The sequence below is a fragment of the Bacillus sp. 11C genome, from assembly GCF_055486375.1.
Window position 1 is genome coordinate 420,650 of the sequence record NZ_JBUPVZ010000001.1, and the last position, 13,846, is coordinate 434,495.

The 13,846-nt window shown below is 45.0% G+C and carries 13 protein-coding genes; 6 read left to right on the forward strand and 7 right to left on the reverse strand.

Annotated features, from left to right (window positions below; genetic code table 11):
• Nucleotides 1-20: 20 nt before the first annotated feature.
• The 6 genes from iolF to iolA all read right to left on the reverse strand — a co-directional run bounded on the left by iolF (nt 21) and on the right by iolA (nt 7,562).
• Entirely contained in the window at nt 21-1,337 is a 1,317-nt protein-coding gene (iolF, locus tag ACY3LV_RS02130; protein ID WP_464863312.1) for a myo-inositol transporter IolF, read from the reverse strand.
• Nucleotides 1,338-1,351: 14 nt separating this feature from the next.
• Nucleotides 1,352-2,245: a myo-inosose-2 dehydratase gene (iolE, locus tag ACY3LV_RS02135; protein ID WP_148963256.1), complete on the reverse strand. Its 894-nt coding sequence runs from the start codon at nt 2,243-2,245 to the stop codon at nt 1,352-1,354.
• Nucleotides 2,246-2,261: 16 nt separating this feature from the next.
• Nucleotides 2,262-4,175: a 3D-(3,5/4)-trihydroxycyclohexane-1,2-dione acylhydrolase (decyclizing) gene (gene iolD / locus ACY3LV_RS02140; RefSeq protein WP_333562154.1), complete on the reverse strand. Its 1,914-nt coding sequence runs from the start codon at nt 4,173-4,175 to the stop codon at nt 2,262-2,264.
• Nucleotides 4,176-4,207: 32 nt separating this feature from the next.
• The gene (gene iolC, locus ACY3LV_RS02145; protein WP_333562155.1) at nt 4,208-5,185 is read right to left on the reverse strand and encodes a 5-dehydro-2-deoxygluconokinase; all 978 of its coding nucleotides are present in this window, start codon (nt 5,183-5,185) and stop codon (nt 4,208-4,210) included.
• A gap of 23 nt (nt 5,186-5,208) precedes the next feature.
• Nucleotides 5,209-6,024 (reverse strand): 5-deoxy-glucuronate isomerase, encoded by an 816-nt coding sequence (iolB, locus tag ACY3LV_RS02150; RefSeq protein ID WP_464863313.1) that lies wholly within the window; start codon nt 6,022-6,024, stop codon nt 5,209-5,211.
• A gap of 74 nt (nt 6,025-6,098) precedes the next feature.
• On the reverse strand, nt 6,099-7,562 hold the full coding sequence (iolA, locus tag ACY3LV_RS02155) for a methylmalonate-semialdehyde dehydrogenase (protein WP_464863314.1): 1,464 nt from the start codon (nt 7,560-7,562) through the stop codon (nt 6,099-6,101).
• Nucleotides 7,563-7,975: 413 nt separating this feature from the next.
• Between iolA and iolR the strand changes: the two genes are divergently transcribed.
• The 3 genes from iolR (at nt 7,976) to ACY3LV_RS02170 (ending at nt 10,282) form a co-directional block, all read left to right on the forward strand.
• Nucleotides 7,976-8,731 carry a myo-inositol utilization transcriptional regulator IolR gene (iolR, locus tag ACY3LV_RS02160; protein ID WP_333562158.1) on the forward strand — a complete coding sequence of 252 codons (756 nt, stop codon included), beginning with the start codon at nt 7,976-7,978 and terminating at the stop codon, nt 8,729-8,731.
• A 53-nt stretch (nt 8,732-8,784) separates the two neighbouring features.
• Nucleotides 8,785-9,717 (forward strand): aldo/keto reductase, encoded by a 933-nt coding sequence (locus ACY3LV_RS02165; RefSeq protein ID WP_087991953.1) that lies wholly within the window; start codon nt 8,785-8,787, stop codon nt 9,715-9,717.
• A gap of 250 nt (nt 9,718-9,967) precedes the next feature.
• Complete coding sequence (locus tag ACY3LV_RS02170; protein ID WP_121641573.1) at nt 9,968-10,282, forward strand: DUF2628 domain-containing protein; 315 nt, start codon at nt 9,968-9,970, stop codon at nt 10,280-10,282.
• Nucleotides 10,283-10,579: 297 nt separating this feature from the next.
• Here the strand turns inward: ACY3LV_RS02170 and ACY3LV_RS02175 are convergent, their stop codons facing one another.
• Nucleotides 10,580-11,050, reverse strand: a complete 471-nt coding sequence (locus tag ACY3LV_RS02175; protein WP_464863315.1) for a hypothetical protein — start codon at nt 11,048-11,050, stop codon at nt 10,580-10,582.
• A gap of 69 nt (nt 11,051-11,119) precedes the next feature.
• Here ACY3LV_RS02175 and ACY3LV_RS02180 point away from each other — a divergent pair, with 69 nt between their 5' ends.
• The 3 genes from ACY3LV_RS02180 (at nt 11,120) to ACY3LV_RS02190 (ending at nt 13,824) form a co-directional block, all read left to right on the forward strand.
• Nucleotides 11,120-11,707 (forward strand): CGNR zinc finger domain-containing protein, encoded by a 588-nt coding sequence (locus ACY3LV_RS02180; protein WP_464863316.1) that lies wholly within the window; start codon nt 11,120-11,122, stop codon nt 11,705-11,707.
• Nucleotides 11,708-11,842: 135 nt separating this feature from the next.
• A complete protein-coding gene (locus tag ACY3LV_RS02185; protein ID WP_242519884.1) occupies nt 11,843-12,331 on the forward strand; it encodes an HPP family protein in 489 nt (162 codons plus the stop codon).
• A 107-nt stretch (nt 12,332-12,438) separates the two neighbouring features.
• Nucleotides 12,439-13,824 (forward strand): sugar porter family MFS transporter, encoded by a 1,386-nt coding sequence (locus ACY3LV_RS02190; RefSeq protein ID WP_464863317.1) that lies wholly within the window; start codon nt 12,439-12,441, stop codon nt 13,822-13,824.
• The last annotated feature ends 22 nt before the right edge of the window (nt 13,825-13,846 follow it).

Consider the following 13,846-nt stretch of genomic DNA (forward strand, 5'->3'; position numbering starts at 1 on the left):
ACAGCCACTCCTTCTGTTAGTTACATGATTTTGCTTTCTGTTCCTTGCTTTACTTGGGTCCGAGGAGATCCGTAGAGTTCCTCCTGAATTTGTTCAAGCGACTTGCCAGATGTATTCGGCGCGAAGAGAAGCCCGATGATCATACTGGCCGTCACACATCCGAGAAGAATTGCAGCCATTGTTCCAATGCCGAAATTGGTCATAACCATTGGGACAAACAGACTCCAAATCCCTATTGAAATACGGACAAGGAAAAACATCAGTCCTTGTGCAGAAGCACGATACTGCGTAGGAAAGATTTCACTGGCCCATAACTGATAGTTTGCTTGCTGCCCGGCTCCGTTATTGATGCCGATGACAACAATAAACAGGAGCAGAACCGGCAGGCCTTCAACCGGCAGCAGAAACAGCGTCCATCCGATCACTGCCATAAAGGCAGCGATTCCAAACACGGTTTTTCTATATTTGTCGGCATAGGGCATGAAGATCAAAGCGACCCCCAATCCTGTGAAGATAAACAAACCCATTTGCAAAAGGTTTGCCGTTGTGGCCGATACACCGCCGACCTGCTGATAAATGTATGGCATAAAGAAGCCCATTACACCGGCTGCTAAATTCCAAACCAGGAACACACCCATTAAAAACAGTATATTTTTTAGATACATAGGTTTAAGCAAATCAAAATACGATGTTTTGTTCAGTACGGCAGGCTTCCCTGCCTGCGAATGTCCCGGCTGTGTTTTTGGCTGCCAGGCATCTGACTCCGGAAGCCTGATTCTCAGCACGTACGTAATCAGCGCAATGACAAGCAGATGGGCAAAAACGATTTTATTCCCCAGGAGGCCTAAATCACCGACCAGTACGGAGAGAAGCAGTACAACCACAGCCCCCGCGGCCCAAGCAACTTGCGCTACGCCGCAATGCCGGGCCCGATTTCTCTTTGGCGCATTTTCTGCAATAATCGTCCATGATGCGGTAATATCTGCTCCTACTGATAAACCAATAATCATGTAACCGCTTAACAACATGGGGAAATTAGACCCGAACAGAACCAAACAAATCCCTAGCGCATAAACAAGCATGCTATTGGTATAAACAGCCTTTCGCCCGATTTTATCTGCCAGAAACCCGCCTAACAAAGCGCCGACAGCGGCTGAAATTGCATTTGCGCTTAGCGCGCCGAGCAGCCCGATCTGCGTATCAGATAGCTTTAGGTAACTGACCCATAACGATAAACCGGCAGATCCAGCTACAATGGAACCGGCATCAATATAGTTGGCTAACGCTGCTGCGATTGTCCGTTTATTGAAGGCCGAATCGGCTTTGGTGTTTTCCATATATTCAGTCCCCATTAAGCCAGATTCAACAACTGCTTATCAATATAGTTTCTGGCGATCAATGCATACTCAAGCGGGTTTGCCACATCAGGGTCCTGTTCAGCTTCAACGACAATCCATCCGGAATAATTGTTCTTTAACAGCAGCTGATATACTTCTCTAAAATCAATGCATCCATCGCCGGGAACCGTAAACATGCCTTTTAAAAACGATTGCCGAAACGACTTCCCTTCAAGCCTGCACTGTTCCATGACATTCAGTCTGGCATCTTTAAAATGCACATGCTTAATGCGGGCGAAATGCTTCTCAAGCATTCCCATGTAGTCTCCGTCAGAAATATAAGCATGGCCTGTATCATAGAGGAGGTGTACATGCGCAGGGTCTGTACCCGCCATCAGACGGTCCACTTCTTCCGCCGTTTGAACGCCGGTGCCGAGATGATGATGATAGACGAGCTTTAAGCCATGCTGATCGGCAATTTTGCCAAGGTGATCGAGCCCTTCACAAAGCCGTTCCCATTCTTCATCATTAAAGTACGGTTTATCTGTGAACACGTTTTTTTCCAGGCTTTGCACACTGTAGGTTTGTTCAGAGACAACAGCGACATCCGCTTTTACTTGCTGTAAGTACTCACAATACGCTTTAAACGCCTTTGCTGTTTCTCCGAGTCCGTCTCGGAGGATGAAGCTGCTGAACCATTTTCCTGCGATCCGCAAATTCCGAAGCTTCAGCTCTTTATTCAGAATGGCAGGTTCGGGGAAAAATCCCCCGACTTCCGTGCCTTGAAAACGCGCGACGACAATATCACTTAACAAATGCTGAAGAGTATTTCCCGCTCCGATTTCAGGCATATCATCATTCCGCCACCCAATGGGAGCGATGCCCCACAGGATTTCATTTTTGCCCATCTATGATGCCTCCCCTCTAATACTGCTTAGCAGATTCCAGCATTTTCTCTTTTGCTTCGTATGCTTTCTGAACACTTTTTTGTTCAGACACCTCTGCTACGCCGACATGCCACCAGCTGTCATAGCCGTCCGTCATTGTTTTTGGCAGAACCTTCATTTCTATTAACGTTGATACGTCCTGTTTCTTCGCATCCTCTAACGCCGCTTTTAACTCTTCTACTGTGTTCGCACGATAGGTTTTCGCGCCGTAACCCTCAGCAACTTTCGCATAATCGACATTTAAAATCTGGTTGTCATCTGTGCGGAACTCGCAATAGTAGCTGCCGCTGCCGTGGTCCATTTGCAAGTTGTTGATACATCCAAAACCAGAGTTATCAAAGAGCAGCACATTAATTTTCTTGTTGTACTGAATCGCTGTAATCAGCTCAGAGTGAAGCATCAGGAAGCTGCCATCTCCGACAATGGAATATACTTCTCTGTCAGGATGGGCCAGTTTAAGCCCAAGTGTCCCGGACACTTCATAGCCCATGCAGGAGTATCCGTATTCCAGGTGATACGTATTCGGAACATTTGAATGCCACAGACGCTGTAAATCTCCTGGAAGAGAGCCCGCTGAACAAATGATTACGCTGTCTTCAGCAATCGTTTCGTTGATTGTTAGCAATGCCGTTGTTTGCGGAAGTTCCGTATTCAACACGTCAGCATATTCATTTAGAATCTCTTGAGAGAAATGATGTTTGATTTCCGGATCAAACGCTTCCCGTTTAAATGTCACTTTGCTGAGGCGTTCGCGTTCAGCGAGCCATTCGTCCTTCAGTTCCTTAATCGTTGAGCCGAATTCACTCTTATAGCCTTCAAGCAAGCCGTTCAGTTTGCCAAGCGTTATTTTCGCATCCGCCACCACTTGGAACGCGTCGAGTTTATACGCCTGCATTCGGCTGACATTAATGTTCAGGAACTTCGCTTTATCAAAATCAAAAGCGGTCTTAGAGGATGTCGCAAAATCCGTATATCTTGTGCCGATGCCGATAATCAAATCAGCTTGGCGGGCCGCTTTATTTGCCGCAAGTGTACCTGTGATGCCCATTCCGCCGAGGTTGTTCGCAAAATCAGCTTCAACTGTCGACTTTCCTGCCTGCGTTTCAACTAACGGAATGTGATACGCTTCAGAAATGGCAACCAATTCATCGCGCGCACCGGAATATTTCGCGCCTCCGCCGACGAGGATCACAGGATGTTTGCTGGCTTTCATCAGCTCCGCCGCACCTTGAAGCTCGCGCTCGCTCGGCTGCATGCGATCAATATAGTGAATCCGTTTGACGAAGAAACTTTCATCAAAGTCGTATGCTTCTCCTTCCACATCCTGAGAAATACAAATCGTTGCCGGTCCTGCTTTTGCCGGATCAGTCATGACTTCAAACGCGCGCAGCAAACTGCTCATGAGCTGCTCGGGGCGCGTAATGCGGTCCCAGTATCTCGATACAGGTTTCAATGCATCGTTTGTCGTAATCGCCGCACTGTATTCTTGCTCCATTTGCTGCAGTACAGGGTCTGGCTGTCTTGTCGCAAATGTATCTGCCGGAATGAAGAGAACCGGGATATTGTTTGCCAATGCAGTGCCGGCCGCTGCTACTAAGTTGGCCGCTCCGGGTCCGACGGATGTAGAGACCGCATATATTTTTCTTCTCAGCATTTGTTTGCTGTACGCCATTGCGGCATGCGCCATTCCTTGTTCATTTTTCCCTTGATAGACTTTCAAATGGCCTGCATCCTGCTCAAGCGCCTGGCCAATCCCTAATACGTTACCATGACCGAAAATCGTGAAAATCCCTTCAACGAAAGGCTCTTCCTTTCCATCTACATGGATGTACTGCTGGTTTAAGAATTTAATCAGCGCTTGTGCTGTTGTTAAGCGAATTTTATTACCCACAAACGATCCCACCTTTACTCGATCTTTTTCAATTATGACTGTGCTTCAATAAGCTGTACGATTTCTTCCGCAGTCGGCATCGCTTCTGACGAACTGTGCTTGCTCACCACAATGGAGGCTGAAGCGCTGCCGTATTTCAATGCCGTTTCGATATCTTTTCCGCTGACAAGGCCATAGATGAAGGCTGACGCATAAGAATCACCAGCTCCAAAAGTTTTCAGCACTTTTGTCTTGTACGCTTGCGCTCGGAATACCTCGCCGGATTTGCTGTATGCGTAAGAACCTTCGACGCCGTGTTTAATGACAACGAGGTCGGCTGAATGCTCAAATAAATGTTTGACGGATTCCTCATTGCTTCCGCCTGTGCGATTTTCCATCGCGTCAAATTCATCACGTGTGCCAATGACGATATCAGACTGCTCGGCGACCAAAGAATAGTAAACGGCTGTTTCATCCGCTGACTGCCACGTATATGGGCGGTAATCCAGTTCGAACACCACTTTGACCTGATGCTTTTTCGCATATTGAACGGCTTTCAACACCGCTTCCCGTGAGGGGCTTTTGGCGAGCGCTGTCCCAGAAACAAGCAGCATTTTCGCCTTTGCGATATACGCCTCGCTTACCTCTGAAGGCTCCAGATAGAGGTCTGCCACATCATCGCGATACATTAAGATGCTGCACTCCTCAGGGCTGAGGATTTCTGTAAATGCAAGGCCCGCTTTGTGTCCATCTTGATCTACAATCATCTGCGTTGTATCAACGCCGGTATTTCTCATATAGGACTCTATGAATCTGCCATGCTGGTCATCTGGAATTTTGCCGATGAAGCCCGCTTTTAAGCCTAGCTTCGCACTGCCGATCGCGATATTCGCAGGTGAACCGCCGACGTATTTCGAAAACGTCATCGTTTCTTCCATTGGACGGTTGTATTCCACTGCGTTCAAATCAATACAAGCCCGGCCAATGGCAACAATATCAAAAGCCTTCTCTTCATTGAATGTATACTTCATCGTAAACAGCCACTCCTCACTTGTTAGCGTTCTAAAATCCACTCATGCGCCGGGTCGTTATGAAACTTCCATTTCCGCGTCGGCCCTGCCATGACATTTAAATAGTAGGATGTATATCCGTCCGGAACGCCTACCGGGTGGTATCCAGCAGGAACGATGACAACGTTTTCATTTTCGACGGTCATCGTCTCGTCAATGGAGCGGTCATCTGTATATACGCGCTGAAACACAAAGCCCTGTCCCGGGTCTAACTCATGGTAGTACGTTTCTTCTAAGAAAGATTCTTCCGGCAAGTTGTCTTGGTCATGTTTATGAGGCGGGTAGCTGGACCAGTTGCCGCTGTCAGTATAGACTTCAACCACTAATAGGCTGTTAGCTGAAGGGTCTGAATCCGGAAGAATGTTATGCACTGTGCGTTTGTTTGAAAACTTCCCGCGATGCTCAATTCCGGTGTCTTCCGCTTTGATTAGCTTTGTCGGAAGCTGTTTTTCTGATGGAGAATAGCAAAGCGCCACTCTTGCGTCGCTGACCGCTGTAATCTCAAATGCACGGTCATTTGAAATATAGACGCTGTCTGTCGGTTTTCGTTCGAATACGCTTTCACGTGTGCCGATATTCTCAAAAGTCGACTCATGATCGGTCACTGTGATTTTTCCCGTTACTGCCACAATACAGATTTCTTGTTTTTTCAACTCTTCTGCATAGCTGGAACCGGAAGCGAGATCTAACACTTTAAACTCTACATAGGTGAGATCAGAGTTGGATTTCGTTACTTCGTGCACCAGTTTGACCCCATTCGATCCTTCATTCGACTTCGGCTTACGCAACAAATAACTCATAGTGAAGCCCTCCTCTTTCTATTGTAAGAATGAGTCCGAACAGCGCACATGGACGCCGTTCGGCTGTTCGTCGTTTAGTTAAAATCAGGTGCCGGATATCTTGCTGTAACCACTTTTTTACGCGTATAGAAGTCGACGCTGTCTTTTCCGTTCGCATGCAGCGTTCCAAAGAATGAAGACTTCCAGCCTGAGAATGGGAAGAACGCCATTGGAGCCGGCACACCCAGGTTGATGCCGAGCATTCCCGCATCGATGTTTTCACGGAAGTAGCGGATTGCATTTGAGTTGGATGTGAACAGGCAGGCACCGTTCGCAAACTCAGACTTATTGGCAATTTCAATCGCTTCTTTCAGGTTTTTCACGCGGATAACAGATAAGACCGGTGCGAAAATTTCATCTTTCCAGATCGTCATCTCTGTCGTGACATTGTCAAAGATCGTCGGGCCGACAAAGTAGCCTTCGTCAGACCCATTTTCACGTCCGTCACATACGAGTCTCGCGCCTTCTTCCAAACCTTTTTCAATATAGCTGAGTGTGCGTTTCTTGTTGTCTTCGCGAATAACCGGTCCTAAGAACACGCCGTCATCAAGGCCGTTACCGATTTTAATGTCAGCCACTTTTTCCTGCAGCTTCGCCATAAACTCATCAGCGATTCCTTCTTCAACCGTCACAACCGCACAAGCCATGCAGCGTTCACCGGCAGAACCGAAGGCTGCTCCGATGATGTTGGTGATTGTGTCTTCGAGATTCGCATCGTTCAGGACAATCGTATGGTTCTTCGCTCCTGTCAAAGATTGAACGCGTTTTAAGTTTTCGCTACCTTTTTTGTAGACGTATTCGCCGACCGGCTTAGAGCCTACGAATGAAATCGCTTTAATTTCAGGATGCTCGAGGATGCCGTTTACAACATCATGCGCACCATATACGACGTTGAATACCCCTTTCGGAAGACCCGCTTTTTCAAAAAGCTCAACCAATTTCTCTGTTAACAGCGGAGTCCGCTCAGATGGCTTTAAAATAAATGTGTTTCCGAGTGCGATTGCCATCGGGAACATCCAGCAAGGAACCATCATCGGGAAGTTGAATGGCGCGATTCCGCCGACAACTCCGATTGGGTAGCGGTAGTTGGCCGCTTCAACGTCCGTTGCGATGGAAGCAAGTGAGTCACCCATCATCAGGGAAGGTGCTCCAGCTGCGAATTCCACGTTTTCAATTCCGCGTCCCACTTCTCCAAGAGCTTCTTTTGTGTTTTTTCCATTTTCAATGGTAATCAGATGAGCAAGTTCTTCTTTATGCTGAGAAAGCAGCTGCTGGAAGTTAAATAGAATTCTGGCACGGCGCGGAACCGCCACTTTTGACCAGGTTTGAAATGCCTCAGCCGCTTTTTGCGCAGCGTACTCAATATCCTCTTTTGTAGAGATCGGCACTTGGCACAGCACTTCTTTCGTCGCCGGATTAACAACGTCTTCGTATTGATCTGTTTTGCTTTCAACCCATTCACCGTTGATGTAGTTTTTTAATTTTCTGATTTCTGCCATTCTTATTGCCTCCTTCATTAGTAAACACATACACTTGTATGGATGGTTCAAGATAGATTCATATCAATATCCACTTTTCAGCAAGCCAAGAATTAAACGCTTTCAAAAAAACCAAAAAAATAAATGGCGATGCAATTTGAGATAAGCAACCATTTCATGCACATCAGGTTACTTCTTGGTCATTTCTTGGTTATATTCTAATCGCACAATACCCATAAGTCAATCATAAACACTACATTTTTTCATTATTTTTATTATATTAATCTTTTAACTAATTAAGAGATAAACAAGAAGCCCGTCGATTCTTGCAAAAGATATACACCGGTGTTATCATTTTTTTAGCAACTATTGATTAACTCTTGGTTTTCATTATATATTTATGTTACGTAAAGATTCAAGAAGGAGTTTTTAATATGAAACTGATGCGGATTCAGGAAATGGAGGAGTACATTTTATCGCATGGCACTGTTTCCTTAGATGAGCTGTGCCAGGTGTTCAATGTCTCTAAAAACACAGTCAGACGAGATATCAACAAGCTAACAGAAAAAGGTGCGATTGAAAAAGTATACGGCGGCGTAACATCTATTGAAAAAACCGCATTAGTTCCTTTTGAGAATCGCACCATTCAGCACCAAGATGAAAAAACAAAAATTGCCCATTATGCTTCCCGTTTTATTGAAGATCATGATTTGATCTTCATTGATTCAGGAACGACAACTAAGTCTATTCTCGATACGCTTGATCCGGCCAAAAATGTCACCATTCTAACCAACAGTTTGGACATTATCAATGCGGCGTCTGCTTTGAAGAATATCAACTTAATCATTATCGGAAACAACTATAAGAGAAAAACCCGCTCCTTTGTCGGCATGGACGACCCGGCTATGCTTGATAAGTACAACATCAACAAAGCCTTTATGTCCGCTACCGGAACGACGCTGACACACGGATTGACCAATTCCGATCTGCTGGAGTACGACATTAAAAAAAGGATTTCGGAAAAAGCAAGAGAAGTGTATTTATTGGCTGACCATTCTAAATTCGGAAAATCAACGCTTTTGACGTATGCGCCGTTTGACAGGCTGCATTGCATTGTGACATCTCAGCCATTAGATGACGAGTACACACAGTACTGCAATGAGCACCAAATCGGCATTCATCTGGCCTAACGGTTACAATAGTGTTGAGAGTCTTTCACCCATATTATTCTAGGAGGCAGATCATGAAAAAAGCTACGCTTGGAAAATCAGACTTGCAGGTCTTCCCTATCGGATTAGGAACAAATGCTGTCGGAGGACATAACCTCTACCCGAACCTGAATGAAGAAACCGGGAAAGAATTGGTACGCGAGGCGATCCGTAATGGTGTGACCATGTTAGACACCGCTTATATTTACGGGATCGGCCGTTCCGAAGAGCTAATTGGTGAAGTGCTGAGCGAGTTCAATCGCGAAGATGTCGTCATCGCGACGAAAGCGGCCCACAGAAAAGAAGGAAATGACTTTGTTTTTGATAACTCACCAGAATTTCTTAAGAAATCAGTTGATGAAAGCCTGAAGCGTTTGAACACGGATTATATCGATCTGTTCTACATTCACTTCCCGGACGAACATACGCCGAAGGATGAAGCGGTTAATGCGCTGAATGAGATGAAGCAAGCCGGAAAAATCCGTTCCATCGGTGTATCCAACTTCTCTTTAGAGCAGCTGAAGGAAGCAAACAAAGACGGCTTGGTAGATGTATTGCAAGGCGAATACAACCTGTTAAACCGTGAAGCGGAAAAGACATTTTTCCCGTATACAAAGGAGCATAACATTTCATTTATCCCTTACTTCCCGCTCGTATCAGGATTATTGGCAGGAAAGTATACAGAAGATACAACGTTCCCTGAAGGAGACCTGCGAAACGAACAAGAACACTTCAAGGGCGAGCGTTTTAAAGAAAATATCAGAAAGGTCAACAAGCTTGCGCCGATTGCCGAAAAACACAACGTGGACATCCCTCACATCGTATTGGCTTGGTATTTGGCAAGACCGGAAATTGATATTTTAATCCCTGGAGCAAAACGTGCCGATCAGCTGATTGATAACATCAAAACAGCCGACGTAACGCTTTCTCAAGACGATATTTCGTTTATTGATAAGCTGTTCTCATAATAAAAGGAAACCCGCCTTCTCACTTAGGAAGGCGGGTTTTGTATATTAATCTTGATCGCATTTCCCATCTTTATACTTAATTGGATTTATCTCATCCTTTTTTCATTTTTTAAAATTTGAAGTTACTTTTTCCCTAAAGTAGTAGTATGAAAGGAATTGTTGAGCAGAAAATGAACTTTGCAATCTTTCTTTTGTCTTATTTTTCTTTGATTCTGCTTACGATATCATCTTAGAGAAGAGGTTGAATACGATGAAGGTTTTGCTGAAAAACGAAGGCGGACTGACAAAGGAAGTAAAAGTCGGATTTAGCTGGACGACTTTCTTCTTCGGGTTTTTCCCTGCGTTATTCCGCGGTGATTTAAAATGGGCTGCGATCATGTTTATTATTTCTGTCGTTCTTGGCTCATTTACGTTAGGAATTGGCGGCTGGGTCAGCGGCATTGTTTTCTCATTTATTTATAATAAGCTTTACATAAAAGAACTGATCGAAAAGGGATACCGTCCAGCAAACGAAGAATCCCAAGCGATTTTAGAAAGAAACCAAATCGTTACACCTGCAGCATAAGAATGAAAACCTTACCCCATTAGGTGTAAGGTTTTTTCATGACATTTCCCCTTCGGCACATGAAATGCAGGTGCAGAAACGGCCTGTTTTCCGATAAATATGAAGAGCACCGCCCCTATGATCAGCACTTTTTGCTTTTGATTTTATCGGAGAGAAATCCAAACAGGCTCGCATCAGGGATAGACGCCCAAGGGACAAGAGAAGCATTTGTAGACTATACTTACACATTTTTTCTTTTCCCAATTTGTAAAATAACTTTTTTAACTTTTCACATTTGAAAATCACATGATCATTTCATTATGCTGTTGTAAACCACGTAAATAGATAAGCTGTTGTCCCTTCATATTCAAATACCAGAAACAAATTCCATTCATCAAAGATGACGACATGTCTGCTTTCATTTGTAAATAGCCGTTCATCAATTTGAATCCCGTTATTTTCATAGGCAAGAATTCGCTGTAAAACAGATGCTCTGTCAAATTCTGAAAAGACCCCATACTCTATTACCGGTTCCAGTATTTTGGTGATTACAGCCTCTCTGTTTTTCTCTACCGCTGCTCTTTTCCATTCCCAGCCTTCTTCCGCATACTCTTCCCTCTCCATCAATAAACTAAAGACCTCTTCAACTGATCTCTCCTCTGGTCGTTCAGCTGTTAAGTAAAAAACGAATGATTCTGATTCAGGCTGGCGAAATTCCTGAATACTGATATGTGGTAAAAAAGCCAATTGGCTGCTGCACACTTTCTCAAGCTTTTGTTTTTTCAACACGGTAAAACCTCCTTTTATTCATATCCTTGCGTGAAAAAGGTTTTGGCGCTTACAATGATGTTGAAAGGAATGATTACATTGGCAAATACTCAATTCCCTCTTATCACACAAAACCTTTCCCTCGATCTCGTGAATACTGAAATCATAAGCTATGATAAACGGCACGATCTCATCCAGTCAGAAAAAGATCTGATGGCATGGTTAGAAATAATGGGAGAAACCGCTCCTTTTCTCCATTCTTTTACATTACAGCAAGTCCAAGAACATGATTCTCTCGTGCTACAACGAATTCATCAATTTCGCGCTGAGCTGAGAAAACACTTTGAGCGTATCGCCGAGGGCAGTGAACCCTCTCAAGCTTTCATCTCTTTCCTGCAAGATCAAATTGCCGCCGCTCCCTTTTCTTATCAAATCATAGATGACACACTGGCCCGCATACCGAATGGAACACTCGATCAATCCATTTTATCGCTTATCGCTTACGACGCGTTATGGCTGATTCATACAAAAGAAATCCAACAGCTGAAAAGGTGCGCAAACGAAAAGTGCATTTTGCTCTTTCTTGATAAAACAGGAAGGCGAAAATGGTGCTCCATGAAGATATGCGGCAACAGACAAAAGGTCTCGCGCCATCAGAAAAAAATCAACAATGAGTAAAAAACCGTTCCCAAGTGAACGGTTTTTTATTGCCACCATACACTAACCATTAAAAATTAAATTGACAGGTTAGTTTATAACTATTATTCTATACCTACTGGAGGGATTCATTTGGAAAACAACTTCTTTTTGAAAATGAAAGGAAAAGGGAAAACACCTTTACAGGTAAATAGCAAAGATGCTGTTACAGGGCTTATAGGAGGATTTATCACCATATTGGCACTTGCTTCATTGACCGCTTATACTTCAAGCTTATGGTTAATGGCACCTTTTGGAGCAAGCTGTGTGCTCGTATTCAGCGCTTGGAATGCTCCATTATCACAGCCGAGAAATGTGATTGGCGGCCATTTCATTTCTGCACTTACAGGGATTGTTGTCTTTGAGGTGTTCGGGGCCCATCCATGGACCTTTGCATTAGGCACAGGACTTGCCATTTGCTTGATGATGCTGACTAAAACCACTCATCCTCCTGCCGGCGCAGATCCGATTGTCGTCATTCAAGGGGCGTATGCTTGGAGCTATTTAGTATTTCCCGTACTTATTGGATCTGTCATCATCGTGATCATCGCTCTCGTTATCAATAACTTGCGCAAAAATCGCCAATATCCCGCATTTTGGCTTTAATGTTCAAAACAAATGTTTCAAATCAGATAGGGAAAGGGTACTCCTTTATTAACTTTGTTAAACATATATGAGGTGCTCATTGGTTCAACAACTGAGGGGGAACATTTGTGAAAAAAGACATAAGGAAATATATGATCTACTTTTTCGGCGCTTTAGGGGGGCTGCTTTACGGTTACGATACGGGCGTCATCTCTGGAGCGTTACTGTTTATCAACAACGATATTCCTCTAACAACATTAACAGAGGGATTGGTCGTCAGTATGCTGCTTCTTGGCGCGATTTTCGGATCAGCCTTAAGCGGCACATGCTCAGATCGCTGGGGCAGGAGAAAAGTTGTATTTGTCCTCTCCATCATTTTCATTATTGGTGCGCTCGCTTGCGCATTCTCGCAAACAGTCGGCATGCTGATTGCGTCTCGGGTCATTCTCGGGTTGGCCGTAGGCGGTTCAACGGCACTGGTGCCTGTATATCTTTCGGAAATGGCGCCGACAAAAATCCGCGGAACACTGGGCACGATGAACAACTTAATGGTGGTTACCGGTATTTTATTAGCGTATATCGTCAACTATCTGTTCACGCCATTTGAAGCGTGGCGCTGGATGGTGGGGCTGGCTGCGGTGCCTGCGGTGCTTTTATTAATCGGGATCGCATTTATGCCTGAATCACCAAGATGGCTCGTGAAACGAGGGCGTGAAGATGAAGCGAAAAACATTATGAAAATCACTCATGACCAAGAAGATATTGAACAGGAACTTGCAGATATGAAAGTAGCGGAAGCAGGGAAAAAAGAAACAACACTCGGCTTGCTGAAAGCCAAATGGATTCGCCCTATGCTTCTCATTGGCGTCGGCCTTGCCGTTTTTCAGCAGGCTGTCGGCATTAACACGGTGATCTACTACGCGCCAACCATTTTCACGAAGGCCGGTCTCGGCACATCGGCATCAGTACTCGGCACAATGGGGATCGGCGTCCTCAACGTCATCATGTGCATCACCGCCATGATCTTAATTGACCGTGTCGGCCGCAAAAAGCTCCTGATCTGGGGAAGTGTCGGCATTACACTGAGCCTGGCAGCACTAGCAGCTGTGCTTCTGACACTGGGGCTCTCTACATCAACAGCATGGCTGACCGTCGTTTTTCTCGGTGTCTATATCGTGTTTTACCAAGCAACATGGGGGCCGGTTGTATGGGTTCTGATGCCTGAGCTCTTCCCATCCAAAGTACGCGGAGCCGCAACAGGCTTTACAACATTGGTCCTATCAGCGACCAACCTGATCGTGTCGCTCGTCTTTCCGCTGATGCTCAGCGCGATGGGCATCGCATGGGTCTTTACCATTTTTTCAGGGATCTGTCTGCTATCGCTTTTCTTCGCCCTCTACGTGGTTCCTGAAACCAAAGGGAAAAGCTTGGAAGACATTGAAGCAAGCCTGAAACAACGGTTTAAAAAGAAGAACAGCAGCCAGAGCCAAGTGCTGAATGAGCGTACATTATAAAAAAGGAATCGTCTCACAGGAC